Source organism: Acinetobacter sp. CIP 64.7 (assembly GCF_000369745.1).
GTDB lineage: Bacteria > Pseudomonadota > Gammaproteobacteria > Pseudomonadales > Moraxellaceae > Acinetobacter > Acinetobacter fasciculus.
The window spans coordinates 1-16,276 of the sequence record NZ_KB850177.1 but is presented as its reverse complement, the minus strand read 5'-3'; the positions used below and the strand labels follow the sequence as shown (position 1 = coordinate 16,276).

General features: G+C 40.0%; 11 protein-coding genes. 6 read left to right on the top strand and 5 right to left on the bottom strand.

Features of this window, described 5'->3' with window-relative positions; genetic code table 11:
- Positions 1–34 precede the first annotated feature (34 nt).
- From F890_RS00130 to F890_RS00115, 4 genes are all read left to right on the top strand, one after another.
- A complete protein-coding gene (locus F890_RS00130) occupies positions 35–709 on the top strand; it encodes a hypothetical protein (protein WP_005265388.1) in 675 nt (224 codons plus the stop codon).
- Positions 710–2,983 (top strand): hypothetical protein, encoded by a 2,274-nt coding sequence (locus tag F890_RS00125; protein ID WP_005265387.1) that lies wholly within the window; start codon positions 710–712, stop codon positions 2,981–2,983. It abuts the gene before it with no gap.
- Positions 2,967–6,200, top strand: coding sequence for a tyrosine-type recombinase/integrase (locus tag F890_RS00120; RefSeq protein ID WP_005265386.1), 3,234 nt, complete (start codon positions 2,967–2,969; stop codon positions 6,198–6,200). The genes F890_RS00125 and F890_RS00120 overlap by 17 nt, the downstream gene beginning before the upstream one ends.
- Before the next feature lie 322 nt (positions 6,201–6,522).
- Positions 6,523–7,269: an IS5-like element ISAba31 family transposase gene (locus F890_RS00115; RefSeq protein ID WP_005262957.1), complete on the top strand. Its 747-nt coding sequence runs from the start codon at positions 6,523–6,525 to the stop codon at positions 7,267–7,269.
- A 200-nt stretch (positions 7,270–7,469) separates the two neighbouring features.
- On the opposite strand, the gene F890_RS19355 is transcribed toward F890_RS00115, so the two are convergent.
- Positions 7,470–7,577, bottom strand: coding sequence for a prepilin-type N-terminal cleavage/methylation domain-containing protein (locus F890_RS19355; RefSeq protein ID WP_080593393.1), 108 nt, complete (start codon positions 7,575–7,577; stop codon positions 7,470–7,472).
- A 118-nt stretch (positions 7,578–7,695) separates the two neighbouring features.
- On the opposite strand from F890_RS19355, the gene F890_RS18715 reads away from it, so the two are divergent.
- The gene (locus F890_RS18715) at positions 7,696–7,857 is read left to right on the top strand and encodes a hypothetical protein (RefSeq protein WP_005265385.1); all 162 of its coding nucleotides are present in this window, start codon (positions 7,696–7,698) and stop codon (positions 7,855–7,857) included.
- A complete protein-coding gene (locus F890_RS00110) occupies positions 7,854–8,282 on the top strand; it encodes a MipA/OmpV family protein (RefSeq protein ID WP_005265384.1) in 429 nt (142 codons plus the stop codon). Before F890_RS18715 ends, F890_RS00110 begins: the two co-directional genes overlap by 4 nt.
- A 172-nt stretch (positions 8,283–8,454) precedes the next feature.
- Here the strand turns inward: F890_RS00110 and F890_RS00105 are convergent, their stop codons facing one another.
- From F890_RS00105 to F890_RS18710, 4 genes are all read right to left on the bottom strand, one after another.
- On the bottom strand, positions 8,455–9,636 hold the full coding sequence (locus F890_RS00105) for an HlyD family type I secretion periplasmic adaptor subunit (protein WP_005265382.1): 1,182 nt from the start codon (positions 9,634–9,636) through the stop codon (positions 8,455–8,457).
- Positions 9,633–11,762 carry a type I secretion system permease/ATPase gene (locus tag F890_RS00100; RefSeq protein WP_005265381.1) on the bottom strand — a complete coding sequence of 710 codons (2,130 nt, stop codon included), beginning with the start codon at positions 11,760–11,762 and terminating at the stop codon, positions 9,633–9,635. Before F890_RS00100 ends, F890_RS00105 begins: the two co-directional genes overlap by 4 nt.
- Positions 11,759–13,273 carry a TolC family protein gene (locus F890_RS00095; protein ID WP_005265380.1) on the bottom strand — a complete coding sequence of 505 codons (1,515 nt, stop codon included), beginning with the start codon at positions 13,271–13,273 and terminating at the stop codon, positions 11,759–11,761. Before F890_RS00095 ends, F890_RS00100 begins: the two co-directional genes overlap by 4 nt.
- 262 nt (positions 13,274–13,535) lie before the next feature.
- Positions 13,536–16,276 (bottom strand): cadherin-like domain-containing protein (locus tag F890_RS18710; protein ID WP_005265379.1); only part of this gene is annotated, 2,741 nt, incomplete at its 5' end.

Here is a 16,276-nt window from a genome sequence, read left to right as displayed (position 1 = left end):
AGTATTACTGTATTATTTTTATTCAATAGCACACATGGATTTGACATCTGAACTACTTTTAAAGTTTCCAGCAACACAGATAAGTACTCTAAAAAATTTCAAAAAAAGCAGAATCACCATTCATCCACAGGCGTATGGTTTCAACTTATGCTACTTAAATATGTTTAAAAATCTCACTGCAGATTTAGATATTTCTAATCGCATAAAAGAACTCCATGTGTGGAAAACTTCAGAATTTGATGGCTACTCGATTTTCAATAATATTCACTTATATCTTAGCTATTTAAAGCAAGATATTAATGAAGTCACTTTAATTATTCACAATCAACAATCTTTTTCAGATGATGAGTTAGCATTTCTGATGGAGTTATGCAGTCGTGAATTTATTCACTTCATTAAAACTTCAAAATTTGATATTCGGTCGTTAAATCCACGAAAAACATTGTATTTAATTAACAAACATCTTTCACGTCAAACACTATTAATCCTTAACAAACAATCATCTTTAAAACCACATCATCAAATGAGTCTGGAACTGCTAGCACAACTACTTTCATGCTCTCGAAACCAACTCAATCAGCGGATGAAAAAGATCAAGCAAGAACGTACACAGATTTTTAATGAATTATCATTACACAGCAGATGTGTAAAAGATCTCTTAGATCACTCAAATAGCGATCTGAGTGCAGAAAAAATTTGGAGATCTTAAATGTCTAATGATCTAAACGAACATTTTGATTTACCAATGATTTCAATTAAAAGAACAATTGAAAAATTGTTCGGTGATGAGCAATTTGAACGTGCACAACATATCAACTTTGTGATTGAACTATTGTCTTCTCAACAGACTGACAACTGTCTAGATGGTCTCAATCTCGATTGCTTTGACATCGATGTAGAATTTCAGTCAAATCTGCCCAAACCTTCAGTAATCTCTTTTTCTAAAAAAGTTAAGATCAGTGATTTACCCATTACGTCATATATCAATTCAATTTCGCAATTATCTGAATCGCAGACGCATGCAAAAAATTGGAATATTCTAGTTTTAAAAGCAGCAATTTATTTAATTGCTCTTCCTGAGCTCAAGCCAGATCTTTTTAAACAAGCACACACAGAACACTTCAATACCGTAAAGCGCTTATTCCAACGCTTTAGGACTGCAAATAAAAATTTAGATACTGAAAAAAAATATCAAAATACAGAAGAGTATCAACGTCTCTGGAGTACCTATCTTCAAGATCCAACACAGAGCTTAGAACAATTTATTCAACATCTGATCACATTAGATACGGATGAATTGCCTGAGTTTGATCGCAATCTACTCAATGATATTCGGATTACTTTTAACTACATTTTAAAAAACAAAGCGAAGATTGCACGTGCAAGTATCGATACGCAGCTTCAACATCAGTTTCTTGATGAAGAACAATTCATTGAAGAAAGTATCGAAATCAAAAAAGGGGCTAAATCTAAAGCACTGAATATAGAAACCTTAATCGATGAGCCGATTAATCGACAAATTGTTGTCAATCCAACTGACGTCACACCACTCGCAGCACATTCAGAAACAAGTCAAAATTATATTCTACCGCTTGTTGCAAAACATATTCAACGCAAAGAACATTTACTTACGTCGAGTAGTTTTTTTCCGAATCCATCTAGCGTGAACCATCTACTGAAAAGACTTCATGTGGACTACTCTGAACATCAAAATAAAAGTGCTTTAATCCTGATGCTCGCATTTTTGACAGGCAACAGTGTGAATGAGTGGCTATGTATACAAAGCAAGCGAGCTAAAAACTTAAATAACCGCCAAAAATTGATCCATAAAAATGATCAATTCTTCTTAAACAGTAAATTTAATGTATTTGAGAACCGTGATTTTGAGTATTCAACAAGCTTACTTAATCAGACGATCTATTTAGACATTCCAATCCCGAATCTATTCATTGAGGATCTCCGCAAAATGGATTCGGTTAGTTTCGATGATATACAGCAATATTTACGCAAATTAAGACAAGAATTATTGATTCCAAAACTGTCTGTCGTAAAGGTGAGTTCTCTACTGCATCATACGGTTCTTGCAAAAACAGGGAATAAACAACTCGCAGATTTAATCACAGGGATTGATGCCAATCAGTCATCATCTATTTCTTATTGTCATCAGAATATTCCACGATTACATGCACAATATGTTGATATTCTAAAATCACTTTGTGCAGATATAGCAAGCACATATGAAAGTTGTGTACCTTCGCCCCCTGATTCAATAATTCATTTTGGTAGTCGTAAAGCTCCAAAACCACAGATCATTACAGAGATTTTTGCTGTATTGAAGTTTAATATTTTTTCACAAGCCGAAGACGATCTGATTGCTATATACAACCACTACAACATATGGATGTGGCATATCCTCCTTCTTTTTACAGCAGCACGCCCCGTTGCTGAATTCCCTGGATTTCTTAAAAACTTTAATTTAAAACGCCAAATTTTGATGGTTTCTGACAAAGAAGCAGGCGGCCGCAATGGATTCGGACGTTTAATCCCACTTTGTTCATTTTTAGTTGAAGAGATAAAAAAATTCCTTAAATTTTTAAAATATTTTTCGATTCAAATCATGATGAGTCATCCAGCTTTAAGTGATGCTATACAACAAATAGAAGCAAGTAAGCTGCCCCTTTTGGGAATCATCCAAGATGATGAGTGGAAACCACTAAGTCATTCTACAGTCAAAAATTTCCATCCTGAATTAGGACTTGCTCATGAAAATTGGCATCGCCACACAGCTCGTGCATTTTTGACTCATAAATTTTCTGAACCTGAGATTTTAGCTCTCTTTGGACATGAGCTCATGCAACAAGAAGCAGCACATCCTTTTTCCAGTTTATCGCTCTCTCAATTTTCTAAAATTGCAGATGTTTTAGAGCAAATGAAAACATATTTTAAAATTACAGGTGTTGAAGCTCATGTCATCACGCAATAAAAAAATCTCAGAAAAACGCTATGCTGAAGACAGACGTCAATTCAAACGAGATGAGTCTAAAAACGACATACGAGCTAATGCAGAACAAGAGCTCCGACAATACTTTGATGAACAAAAATTCTCAAATGAAGACTTAATTCAAGCTTATCCTGCAATTTATGAGTTTATTAAACGTAAAGCACCGAATCTTGCCTGGAAAAAATATGCTCATGAATTCTTCCGAACATATATCAAAGACCTCAATAAAAGTAATAACCTAGACCTCCCACTACCTTATCTCACCTTTGAGATGAAACGCGATGAACCAATTTTCACCCTAGATTGGATCCAAGCCGGTCATGAAATTGACATCATCCTCGAAAAACTGTGGGATTACTGGATTCTTGCTCAAGATAGTTCCGCTTTTTCTGATGATGAAATTATTGGGAATATTCTACTTTGCTCAATGTTATACGGTGGGTTAAATCAAACAGCTTCATTAAATGCTTTGCTCGAACATTTAAAAAACCCTGAAAAAATCCAAAAAATTTTCGATTTTAATATCATCTTTTTAGAGCCACTTTCTCCAAGCTATGGCGATCTATTTGTTGATGAAAAAACAATACGAAAATCACGTAATTTTGTTCCAGATCAACTCACACGACTCTGGCTCATTCACTTCAATACAAGACAAATTCGTGACATCAGTCTAGACGTGAATGCGTATCTGCACCTCATTTTTCAAAAAGTAAAACATCCATACACCAAAAAGACTTTTAAGTTTTTACGTGACTACGCCAATTTTAATTGGCTACAACTGCAGAATGCAGATGTTGATCCTGCCCTTTCACAATGTTTGTTAGAAAACACACTCACGTGTGGTTTATCAGAACATGAGTTTGAAAACTTTGCATTCCCAAAATTTAAAACTCAATTAAGTGATGAAATCGAACGAAATGTCTCTTCTACAGCCAAAGTCCTACCAGATCTCAATACGTCTGAAGCAGTAGAAAATGTCATATTTATTCATAAAAACTTGCTGAAAATTATTCGCACATCATCAACGGAACAACCCATTGCTGAACTTATTATTGATTTTTGCCTGCGTCACCAAGAACAGTTTAATGAGTTTTCTAAACGTATTATTTTATGGCTCATCAGTCTCTATCGACCAAGTTCCGAGCAAATAAAAGAATTATCAACCACCTTTGATTTTGATACAACTCAGTACACGAAGGCATTTCAAGACAATCAAAAACTCGCAGATAGTTCAATCTATACATATTACACCCGGATCGCAGAACCGTTTTTAACTCATGCCTTACAATACTTCGATGCCGACGATGACATTAATGATCTGCTGAACAAAATCTATCAACAAATCATTAGCAATACACGACTTGCTGATGAAGCAGATCGACCTGAGTTTAAAAAATCTAAAGACCAAACAATCCGCATGTTGAAACGCTTTCACACCTTTCAACAAATTGTTTTTCAAGCAGAAGATTTCGAACTTGAATTTATTGCATCGCAAAGTAGACCTCGTGCACGCATCATTGGTCATACAGCCTTCCAGGTCATATTAAAGAAGTTAAATCAGCTCTTACATGACCAATCCATCTCAGACCATCACTATAAATTATTAAAAATTATTTATATTTTGGCTTACCGTACTGGTATGCGTATTAACGAAATACTCGGGTTACGTGTAAAAGATATCGAGGGTTTAAATCAATTTTCTATCTGGGTTCAACCTTATGGTTCAAAAAAACAAGGGAATCAACATCTGCTCAAAACTGATAGTGCGGAACGGATTGTGCCTGCCTACGCTTTGCTAAAAGATGATGAGTACCAATTCTTTAGCGATTTTGTTGTTGAAAAACGTTTAGAGAATAAGAAAAGTTTATATTTATTCAGCAACTTGAATGAAAATAAAAAACTGAATAAACACACTGTCACTGTGCCCCTAAAACTGATATTAAATCAGGTCTTTAAAGAGCATCATTACTCCTTTCACTCTTTTCGTCACACGGCAGCGAATCATTTATCACTTTTACTGAATTGTGAATATGCACCACTTGTGCAAAAGCTAACTGACTATAGCGAAAATGAATATCAAAAAATTCGAGCTGAGCTACTTCAAAATCAACATGGACAAAACCATTGGTTTGTTATTGCACATCTCTTAGGACATATAGAGCCAGTTGAAACATTCAAAAGCTATATTCATTTAAGTTATTTCATAGCTGGTCAAAAACTACTAAAACATCATCCAGATATGCCTAATGAATTGGCTAAAAAAATTATGGGCCACAATGCAACGTTTAAAAATTTGCAAATAACAAATGATGAAAAAGACTTTAATTTTGAAAAAAACCAGGCCGCTCTAGCAACTATATTATTGAACGATCGAACAAAATGGCTTCAAAGTAATGCTACTGACATTTTAGATGAACTGTCGTTACAAATAGATCAATCCCATGATTTTTTTGATTTCTTTGTTGGAACAGAAGATTCTAAAATTTCACTTCAACGCTTCTATGAAACGCTCAATATATTGGAGACTACTAAAGATCCTAAAAGTACAGCTCAACGTATGTGCTTGCCAGAAGAACTCGTCAATTATTGGTATGAAAATGCCCTAAATTTAGCAAACATTAAATCAAAAAAAGGGAATCCCCGTTTATTTAGTATTGATAGCTCAACCCACTTAAAACCAGCAATGCTTGATAGCGCTGAAGAGCTTCATGCAGTGACTTATTTTTTTGAACATCTACAGAAAATAGCTCGTAAAAAACCAACACAAATTGCATACGTCCTGAATGTATTTTTAAATCGAGTGACTGCTTCACATACCGGTATCCATTATCGCTGGAAGGATATCGATCAACTCGAACATTTTTACTCCCAAGTTAAGGCTTTATTTCCTGCCAAATTTTGGCACTTACTTGGACAAGATTTGCAAACAAAGTTAGATGCTAAACAACAGCCTCAACTTTTCAAATTAGCAAAAGCATCAACAGATAAACATCCATCAACTCAAGAGGAATTTCCTCGTCTACAACTCTACTCAGTAAAAGATGGTCATGCTCTTGCTGCATTTAAATTTTGCTTACATCTAGCATGTATTGGTCGCCCACGATCTGTTCAGCTTAATGAGTTAGATGACATAGCGCCTGTTACCCTGCATAGACCTATCGCTGCATTACACCAAGAGGAACTTTTTAAAACTGATTAATTTACTGATCAATTTATGATTTCCATGGTGTGTTGTATACCCCTCTATAATTCTATTTTAATAGTAAAATATAGTCAGTTTTCGCTATTATATAACTATTAAAATAGTAAAATACCTCTTATTTTCAATGGTCAGACCATTATCTATTGTACTTTGACAAGAATACAAAGTGTTTCAGGCGTACAACCAATCTTAGCTGTAATTGCGGCCCAATTCGATGGATAATCTTTTTCGGATTCTATTAGGGTGTGTTGACACTTTTAGCTTAAAAAAATAGCGAAGTAGTAAAATCAAATCGCCAAACCCAATTTTACTATTCGCTATGCCTCGTACCATGCTGACAGATCAACACTGGCAAAAGTTGAAAGTTATTCTGCGTAATTTATCCATTCACCACAACTCAAATTTACGCAATTTTATTGAAGCTATTCTCTATAGAATTAGAACAGGCTGTCCGTGGCGAGATATTCCTTCTTGTTTTGGTCATTCCAACTCTATTTTCAAACGTTTTAATCGTTGGTCAAGCAGCGGTAAGTTACTTAGATTATTCAAATTATTAGCATCATGCCCCGATATGGAGTGGATTTTTATTGATGGCTCTCATGTACGTGCTCATCAACATTCTGCCGGCATAGCGAATCAATCTATTTCTAAAAGTGTAGGAGGAAACTCCTCAAAAATACATTTGATTGTTGATGCACATGGCAATCCTATTGATTTCATGATTACCGATGGAACCACACATGATGTTAAAGTTGCGCCTGATTTAATATCAACATTAGATTTAAAAGAGACAAAGGTGGTATGCGCAGATAAAGGCTATGATTCAGAACCACTGCGTGAACAGATCAGGAAAACAGGGACTAAAGCGAATATACCAAAGAAAACGAATAGCCAATCGAACAATGACCATATGGACTGGTATTTATATAAAATCAGGCATTTAGTTGAAAATATGTTTTGTAGATTAAAGCAATTTAGAGGAATAGCTACTCGATATGACAAGCTCAAAAGAAATTATCAAAGTTCTGTTGCCTTAGCCTGTATATTTTTATGGCTACCTTTATAGGGTTAATTATGAACAGTAAGTGTCAACAGACCCTAATTATTGAACTGCGCTTTCTCTGATTTCGGGGGGTATATTTTACTTTTTTCATCGGGACACTACGCTTTGCTACGTCTTGCGAAGCAATCCTTCTTATCTCAAGAAAATGGGGCTCCAACAAACTCGGTACGGTTCACTTCTTCGAGCTCTCTTTTGCACTATAATCAACGCTGTCTCAGACTGCTCCCCATCATCAACAGCAAACTTAGAATGGCAATCGTAATTATCAGCTCAATCAAGGTCAGTCCAGTCTGAGAAAATATATTCTTCATATGATTTCATCCAATCTGTGATCGAATTACACCCCGTGATCCCTCGGTTTCCTTGTTGATTCTGCGTCAAGGTACAGCCAGATACTCTTGACTCAAGTCCAGTCACCGTTATGGTGGTATGCATTTATATCAAGATCAGGCATTTAACATCAGTGCAATTTTAAGCGCCAATCTGGATGTTTTAGAGGTAGATGATTTGAATCGTGCCAAACTAGCCAAGCACAATTTAAGCAGAGAACAACTTGAAGATCGGCAGATGAGTGCAGATGAGTGCAGATGAGTGCAGATGCTAGCTTAGAATGCATGTGGAAAGGTCAATACGGTGTCCTCTCGACTCAAGTGCTCACCGATATCGGTAATGCCAGTGATGCGGCGGCCGCAAAACTGAATTATCAATATTTTTGGCGCTTAACCCCGCAACTCAGCATCATTCCGAATATTGGCGCAACGTGGTTATCGGATGATCGAGCGAATTATTATTATGGTACCTTAGATGCTGAAGTGGCCAAAGGTGTCACTCAATATCATCCAGAGAACGTGGTGATTCCTCACGTTTCGCTTGGCGCGAGTTATAACATCAATGCCAACTGGCGTAGCAGTGCGGTGGTGACCCATAAGATTTTGCCATCCAAAGTTTCAAACAGCCCTTTAATTGATCAAGCGCATCAGACCCCATTGTTCTTCGGTCTCTCCCGCAGCTTTTAACTGCAAAAACAGCCATAAAAATGAGCGCCTGTGGCGCTCATTGTTCATTTCTATTACAGACTGTGCTTGCAGTTCAATGCAATTTCGAACACTCGGGTAAAAACTAAGCAACCCTCAAAGCTTAAACAAATAGCCAATAAGTATTACTAAAAACCTGATTTAAACCAAAATCTTAACGCTCTCTTAACGCCTCTTGCGCTTTATTAAACGGTTTAATCAGATAATCTAACACGCTTTTCTGACCCGTTTTAATATCCACTGTGGCTACCATACCTGGGGTAATACTAAACTGCTGCCCTGCTTTATTGTTCAGTTTATCGCTGTTGGTTTGAATATAGACCCGATAATAAAACTGGTCTTGCTTGACCTCATCCCGAATGGTGTCGGGTGAAATCACCGTGACTTTACCTTTGAGTCCGCCATAAATGGAATAGTCATAGGCGGTGACTTTAACCAATGCTTCCTGACCTGGGTGAATAAAGGCAATATCTCGTGGTGAAATCCGCGCTTCAATCAGCAGTTTTTCATCCAGCGGTACCAAAGTCATCAGCTTGCCATTTTGTGCCACCACCCCACCTAAGGTCATGACATTAATTTCTTTGACAATCCCGCGTACAGGTGACTTAAAGACGGTACGGCTCAGGCTGTCCGACTTACCCTTCACAATTTGTCCTTGCGTTTCAATGTCGGTATTGGCTTTGGCCAATTCTTCACGGGCTTTGACCAAATATTGGTTACGGACATCGTTCATTTGATTCCGCAGTTCATTGGCTTGGCGTTTTAAGCGTAACACTTCCACTTCACTGGCTGCACCTTTGGCCACCAATGGTTCGGTCATGCCCAGCTCTTGCTGTACCAACAGCAAAGCCTGCTGCAAACCCGCCAAAGACTCCTCTAAATTAAAACGACGAGATTGATACAATGCGGTTTCTTCACGTACCAATGCGGGATCTTTTAAGACTTCGGCAGGAAAATGCAGTGCTGTACCATTCACTTCGGCACGCAACCGTGCAGCCGTGGCTTGCGAGGCCAATAATAATGATGCCGACTCACCCACATTGGAGGCCAAACGGGTCGGATCAAGCTGTGCCAACACCTGCCCCTGTTGTACAATTTGTCCTTCTTGCACATTGAGCTTGGTTAAAATCCCGCCTTCAAGTGACTGAATAGTTTGTTCTTTAGAGGAAGGCACCACTTTTCCCGTGCCTGTGGACACTTCTTCAAGCTGGAATAACCACGCCCATGCCAACAACACAAACAAGCCTATGCCAATAATCCAAATAAATAAGCTGGCACTTGGCAAAGGCGGTTCAATGTGTGTCACTTTGTTCGGTTGCGAGGATTGCTGGCTCATGCTGTTGCCTCCGCCTGATTGGAAACTGACTGCTGCAAGATCTGTTGTTTACTGCCATCCATCACAATTTTTCCGTCTTGTAACACAATAATACGATCCACCAATTCCAGCACTGCACGACGGTGGGTGGCAATCACCAAGGTTTTTTGCCCCAGCCACGTGTGTAAATGATCAATCAATTGTTTTTCAGTGACATCATCCAAGGCTGCGGTCGGTTCATCGAGCAGCACAATATTCGGCTGACGTAATAACAGCCGTGACAAGAGTAAAGCCTGACGTTGTCCGCCCGAAAAACCTGCTCCACCTTCCAAGACCTGATGATCTAAACCTTCTTTTTTCGCCAACACAAAATCCAAAGCCCCTGTCATTTTCAAGACCGTTAAAATGTCTTGATCTGTGGCCAAGGGTGCGCCCAATTTAAGATTTTCCCGCACCGTTCCAAAAAATAAATGGGCATTTTGATTGAGCAAGCCCATATCACGACGCACATCGGCAGGGTCAATTAAACCCAAATCCACCCCATCCAGTTTAATTTTGCCTTGTACAGGTTCTTGCATACCTGCCAACAGTTGTAACAGGGTCGATTTCCCTGCGCCATTGCGACCTAAAATTGCAATTTTTTCCCCTGCACGAATCTCGAGTTTTTGAATTGCCAAAGTCGCTTGCGCATCATCTTCGGCATATTTAAATAGGGTTTGGCTGAGCTCATACTGACCGTGCAAAGCTGTACGATGAATCAGATGGGCATGTTCCGCCTGATCGACAGGTTTTTTCATCAATTCATCCAAACTGGTTTTGGCCACTTTGGCTTGTTGCAAACGTCCCAGCACCCCCGAAATTTGGGCAATCGGCCCCAGCATCCGAGAGGATAAAATCGAACAGGCCACCAAGGCTCCCGTGGTCATATCGCCTTTCATGACTGCAAAACAGCCCACCAAAACCACAATGGCAAAGGTTAGACCTTGGACTTTTTGCGTCCATGCGCCAACCACGCCCACCAATTTGCGCTGACGCATCGAAATCTCTGCCGAGACTTCATTCATATGGTTCCATTGGTTTTGAAAGCGTGCTTCGGCACGTAATAATTTAATATCTTCAATGCCCTGTACCGCTTCGACCAAGGTGGCATTACGAATTGCCCCTTCGCGCATACCTTCAGCAGCCAATTTCGCCAACGGTTTTTGAATCAAAATCCCTGGTAAAATCATCAACGGCACCACAGCCAACATCACCCAAAATAAATCGCCGCCAATTAACCAAAAAATGCCCAAGAACAATAAGAAAAACGGTAAATCGGCCACCGCTGAAATGGTGGTCGAAGTCACCAATTCCCGTACGCCTTCCAGTTCTCGAATTTGGGAAATAAAGGTGCCTGTGGACTTGGAACGGTCTTTATTTTTAATGCGTAGCGCATGACCAAAAACCCGATCTGAAATTTTCAAATCGGCCCGTTTGCCAATAATATCCGACAAATAAATACGGGCGACACGGATGCTAAATTCAAAGATCGCCGCCAACAATACCCCACCTGCCAACACCCACAAGGTCGGAATCGATTGGGCTGGAATCACCCGATCATAGACGTTCATGGAAAATAAAACCGTCGCCAAAGCCAAAATATTGGCCATTAAAGAGGCAAACATGACATCGATATAGCGTTTCCAATCCCGCAGGACAATTGACCAAAACCAGCTCGACTCATAGGGTTTGACATATTCATCAATCCGCACATCGGGGATCGATTTTTCAGGGCGTAAAATATAGACATGTTGTATGCTGTGTTGCAGTTGTTGCAGCGTGAGCACTTGTGCCAAGCCTTGGTCACCGCTAAATTGTACGCTGGCATTGCCTGCGGCATCGAGTTTATCTAACACCCCGACCTGCCCATCGTGCATGGCAATGAGCACAGGTAAACGCCAAGGGTTTAAGATTTCGGGACTAAAGGCACTGGCTCTGACCTGTAGGCCAATTTGCCGCCCCATCAGAGTCACCAACTCATCGCTAGATGGGTTAGGGTTCCAGTCCAGTTGTAAACGTAAACGCTCTTCCGAAGCTTCAATGCGATAATGTTTGGCAATTGTTAAAACGGCTTGTAGCCAAGGCTGGTAGTGCATAGCGGTACTCATGGCTGAATCTCCACCCCTTGAATTTTAGTGTTATTGAGTTGGTAAAGATCACGGGAGCGCCCTGTGACATGAATATATTGAATTAAGCCTGCATAAATATCGTAACGGGCGGTTTCAATTTCTTGCGCTGCACTGTGAATTGCCTGCTCGGAATTTAACAAGTCCACCACGGTACGGGTGCCCAATTTATATTGTTCTTGATACAGTTCTTTGGTACGGGCAGTGGTGTTTTTTCGCAGTGCTAAAACCTCCATTTGCTTTTGTTTATTATCAATTTGCTCTCGAATCAAGCGAATTTGATCTAAAACATCTAAGTACACGCTTTGCACCTCGGCTTTGGCTGCCTGCTCGGCATACGCCGCTGAGCGTTGTTTGGCACGTAAAGCACCGCCTTGGAAAAAATTGCTGTTGGCTTCTAGCATGACTGAACTATACATGCCATCATCTTCATTATTATTGGGATTTTTTCCATTAAGTGCCTGATTTAAACTGCCTTTGACATAAATACTAGGGTAAACACTGCGTTTGGTTTCTTGGCTTTGGTATTGTGCCACTTGTACCGCAGCCTGTGCCGCCATCATTTTCGGAATTTGGCTAAAGCTGGGTTCTTCATATAGCCCTGCATGACGAATCACGGTATCAGGCAAGCTCAGTTGTATATTGGACACGTCATAGCCCAAAAGGGTTCTTAGCGTTTGTTGATATTGCTTGAGTTGACTTTCTTGGACGAGTAAATTGGACTGAGCTGCCTCTACATTGGACTGAGCTTGTACGGGGTCGGCCTGACTACTGATCCCTGCTTGCGCACGTAAATTGGCAATTTCGGCAATTCGAGCGATGCCTTGAATTTGCTGATGCGCAATTTTAACAATTTCCCGATAACGGTTGATATTGACGATGGCATTGGCGGTTTGATAGGCAATATCATCAATACTCACGAGCACATTGGCCTGTTCTTCTAATAATTTGGCTTGTTCAATATTGACCGCACTTTTAATTTTGCCAAAGTCATACAGGACTTGGGTTGCCGATAGGCTGTAAAGTTGTCTGCCCCGTTCACCTGTGGTTAAGTCAGCGGTGCTGATACCACCTGAAATTTGTGGATAATACTGCGCCTTAGCTGCATCGATATTTGCGGCTTGCCCTGCCAAAGTGGCAATACTGCGGGTAATTTCAGGGCGGCGTTGTAGCGCTTGTTGAATGGCATCTTGTAAGCCTAGTTCGGCTACATATCCGACCGTTGCGGCATTTGTTGTGGAATGTCCAGTATTTTGAGCCGTGCTAGTCACTACAGGCAACAGTTCTTGTAGCGACTGAATATCTAATGGAAATTGCTTAAACTGCTGCAAGTTGACTTGGTTTGCAGTTGCAGATTGCGGTGCGAATAGCTGCTGAATTCTATTTTTACTGGCATCAAAATAAGATGAGGAGGGCGCTGCATAAGCAGTGCTAAACGTGCTAGATATGGGTAAAAACAAGCATAACCATATCTTGGATTGGGTTAATTTCATGGTCTAAGTGTCGAATTTTATATTATGGTTACAAATCAAAAAAGCGTTGTACTGCTGTTTTTTATAGCAGCATTCCTGCCTATTTTAAAGCCATGTGCGCCACATCTTTCATAACAAATTTACAATAAAAATCAACTATACAATTGATTCGCTGATGCCGCATTTCAAGCTGCATTTAAAAACAAAGAAAAGCAGCATGCATCGCACACTGCTTTTTTAAGTGCTGGGCAGATCAAGCCGTAGCTCAATCTACCCCCATAAATTAACCAATGATAATTTGATGATTATCAAGTAGTTGTTGCAAGGTTAAACCTGCTTGATGTTCAATTACCAGCAAATCAGTTTTGCCATAAGTCGCTAAGTCACCATCACGATCAACTTTAAGTACGGCATTGCCATTCGCATCATTGCTGACGCTAATAAACTTCCCGACCTTTGCAGTATCACTTAAATCAGACGCAAGCAGTCCAGTAAAGAAATTCTGATCAAACTGAATTTTGTCTTGTGTTTCAAAATCCGTCCAGTTGTCTTTACCATTACCTGCGGTGGCATCGCCAGCAGTCAAGACATTGTAAATGAGGGTGTCGATACCTAAACCACCTGTTAAAATGTCATTACCTGCACCACCATTCAGGATATCGTTACCTGCACCACCATCAAGGATATCGTTACCTGCACCACCATTAAGGATGTCATTACCTACGCCGCCTAGGAGTGTGTCATTGCCATCATTACCATTGAGCGTGTCATCACCTGAACCACCCAGAAGATAATCGTTACCTGCACCGCCATGAAGTATGTCGTTGCCCTCGCCACCGACAAGGTAGTCATTGCCACCTGATCCAGAGATGGTATCGCTACCCTCACCGCCATCGATATAAGCACCTTTTGCATAGTTGATTTCGAACTCAGAACCTGCTGTGCTTGATGCTCCACTGCCACTTAGATGCTCGTACGTCAGTGTTTGGCTAGTACCATCATTAAAGTAAATAGTAATGGTTGAACCCGCCACCTGATCGGCATAACTATCATTTCTTTCTTGAGTAGTATCGGTATCGGCAGCAAATTTAAAGCTCTGGCCTGAAATAAACTGATTGGTTCCACTTGTATTAAAGTTAATAGTTAATATCTGCGGCTCGCGGTTACCCGAATTATTCTTATCTCCACTGATTGCATAATTATTCACTAAAGTATTATTAATAATGCTATCGTGAACAGAACTGCTATCAAAGGACGATAAATTTTTGGTTGGACTAAACAACCCCCCAGATGCACCAAAATGCACATCCGCATTAACAGAAGTATTCAAATCAATAACCACTTTGGTGATACTTATGCCAGATTTTCCTCCAGCAAAACTTATCGCCCATGGAGTATTTTTACCTGTTTCACCATTGATACTTACATTGACCTTTCTTACATCAGCTGCAACCGTTGGTGCATTAAGTAAGTCATTACCTGTTGTCCCTTTAGTAAACAAGTCATTACTCGTTTTTAAGTTCGGATCTAAACCACCTGTACCCGAGTTAAAATCAATGACCGTAACAGGCATATCTTTGTCTGTTACTTTTGTATCACCATTACTGCCTTCGAACGTAGTGGCAGAAACTTTAAGCTTAAACGTACCTGTATAACCCAAAGGTGGCTGAATACTAAGTTTGTTCAATGCCCAATCTTTAATACTGACCGAAGTATTGCCATTACTTGCCGTAAAGGTGTGTGTACCATCGGTCAAAATTGCACCGACTGGAATATCACCCATCACCAAGGCTGTCACTGTTTCCGAACCATCAGTATCAATCAGATCAACCTGAATACCTGCCAGTTTAATTAAGGTATCTTTCAGTCCATTATCCACCGCTTCGGCAGAGAAATAACCACCGTCATTTTTACCTGTCGTATTTGGCACAAATGTACCGACATTAGCACCTAAACTAATCAATTCTTCAGCAGTACCATAAATTGAATAATTGTCTGAGGTTAATGGCTTACCTGTCGTAGGCCATGTCGTTGCACCATTTTGACGTTCCAAAATATCAATCGAGTAGCTGCCCGCATCATTCATATTGGTGAAATAGGCTTCTAAGGTGTAATAACCCGATTGTGCTGGAGTAAAGACACCCACATTCGGGATACCATTTGCATTATTCGCAGTTGGACCATAGTTTCCATAAGCATCACCAGTTGTAGTGACCAGTACTTGACCACCTAGTTCAATATGCATACCGTCATCTGAGTAACCTTTGAAGCTGTATTGTTTACCTGCTTCTAAGTAGATGAGTCCAGTGAAAGATACGCCATTCCTTTGGGTAATGTCACCACTTACAGTCAGTTCACGCCCTTGCTCTGTCGGTGTTTTAGCCTCCATTTTGCCTTCCAAAATATTGGCTTTAAACGCAGCTCTTAAATTGACAGCAGTACTACCACTCCCAACGTATGCATCCTCTAAAATATTGGTATATTTTTTGAAGATCAGTCCAGTCGATGGTGGTGGGGTTTGTAATGGCACTGTTCCTGTTGCACCGCCTGAAGCATTGTTATCCCAAATATCTTGTTTTAGGGTAATGTTGACTGCATCGGCAACGGCAGTAATTGCAACTTTTGCAGAAGCATTTACACCATCAATCTTATAAGTGAACTGTGCATTACCTGCATAGTTCGCTTTTGGTGTAAATGTCCATGTGCCATTGCCGTTGTCCGTAAATGTACCGTCAGCCGAACTTAAATTGGTAATCGTAGCATTCGGATTCAAAGCTTTAGCCAACAATGTTGCTTTACTCACGATAAACGATTGGTCTTCATTAATCGTCGCTAAAGTCACAGGGTCGATTTCATTGTTGCCATCTGCATCGTTCACCGCAGGAACTGTAATCACTGGGTCAGTCAATGCTTCTAAGCGTTCATCAAGCGCATCTTTGGCAGTTTGTTCTGTCGCTGGTAATGCCTCAACTTTTGCTTGAGCTGCTGCTTTCGCCGCTTCGGCATCAGTCTTAGCCTTTTCAA

What these genes read in the sequence shown, in the direction of transcription:
- F890_RS00130 (WP_005265388.1), top strand. Translation starts at nt 35, where the DNA reads ATGGATTTGACATCTGAACTACTTTTAAAGTTTCCAGCAACACAGATA.
- F890_RS00125 (WP_005265387.1), top strand. Translation starts at nt 710, where the DNA reads ATGTCTAATGATCTAAACGAACATTTTGATTTACCAATGATTTCAATT.
- F890_RS00120 (WP_005265386.1), top strand. Translation starts at nt 2,967, where the DNA reads ATGTCATCACGCAATAAAAAAATCTCAGAAAAACGCTATGCTGAAGAC.
- F890_RS00115 (WP_005262957.1), top strand. Translation starts at nt 6,523, where the DNA reads ATGCCTCGTACCATGCTGACAGATCAACACTGGCAAAAGTTGAAAGTT.
- F890_RS19355 (WP_080593393.1), bottom strand. Translation starts at nt 7,577, where the DNA reads ATGAAGAATATATTTTCTCAGACTGGACTGACCTTGATTGAGCTGATA.
- F890_RS18715 (WP_005265385.1), top strand. Translation starts at nt 7,696, where the DNA reads ATGCATTTATATCAAGATCAGGCATTTAACATCAGTGCAATTTTAAGC.
- F890_RS00110 (WP_005265384.1), top strand. Translation starts at nt 7,854, where the DNA reads ATGAGTGCAGATGCTAGCTTAGAATGCATGTGGAAAGGTCAATACGGT.
- F890_RS00105 (WP_005265382.1), bottom strand. Translation starts at nt 9,636, where the DNA reads ATGAGCCAGCAATCCTCGCAACCGAACAAAGTGACACACATTGAACCG.
- F890_RS00100 (WP_005265381.1), bottom strand. Translation starts at nt 11,762, where the DNA reads ATGAGTACCGCTATGCACTACCAGCCTTGGCTACAAGCCGTTTTAACA.
- F890_RS00095 (WP_005265380.1), bottom strand. Translation starts at nt 13,273, where the DNA reads ATGAAATTAACCCAATCCAAGATATGGTTATGCTTGTTTTTACCCATA.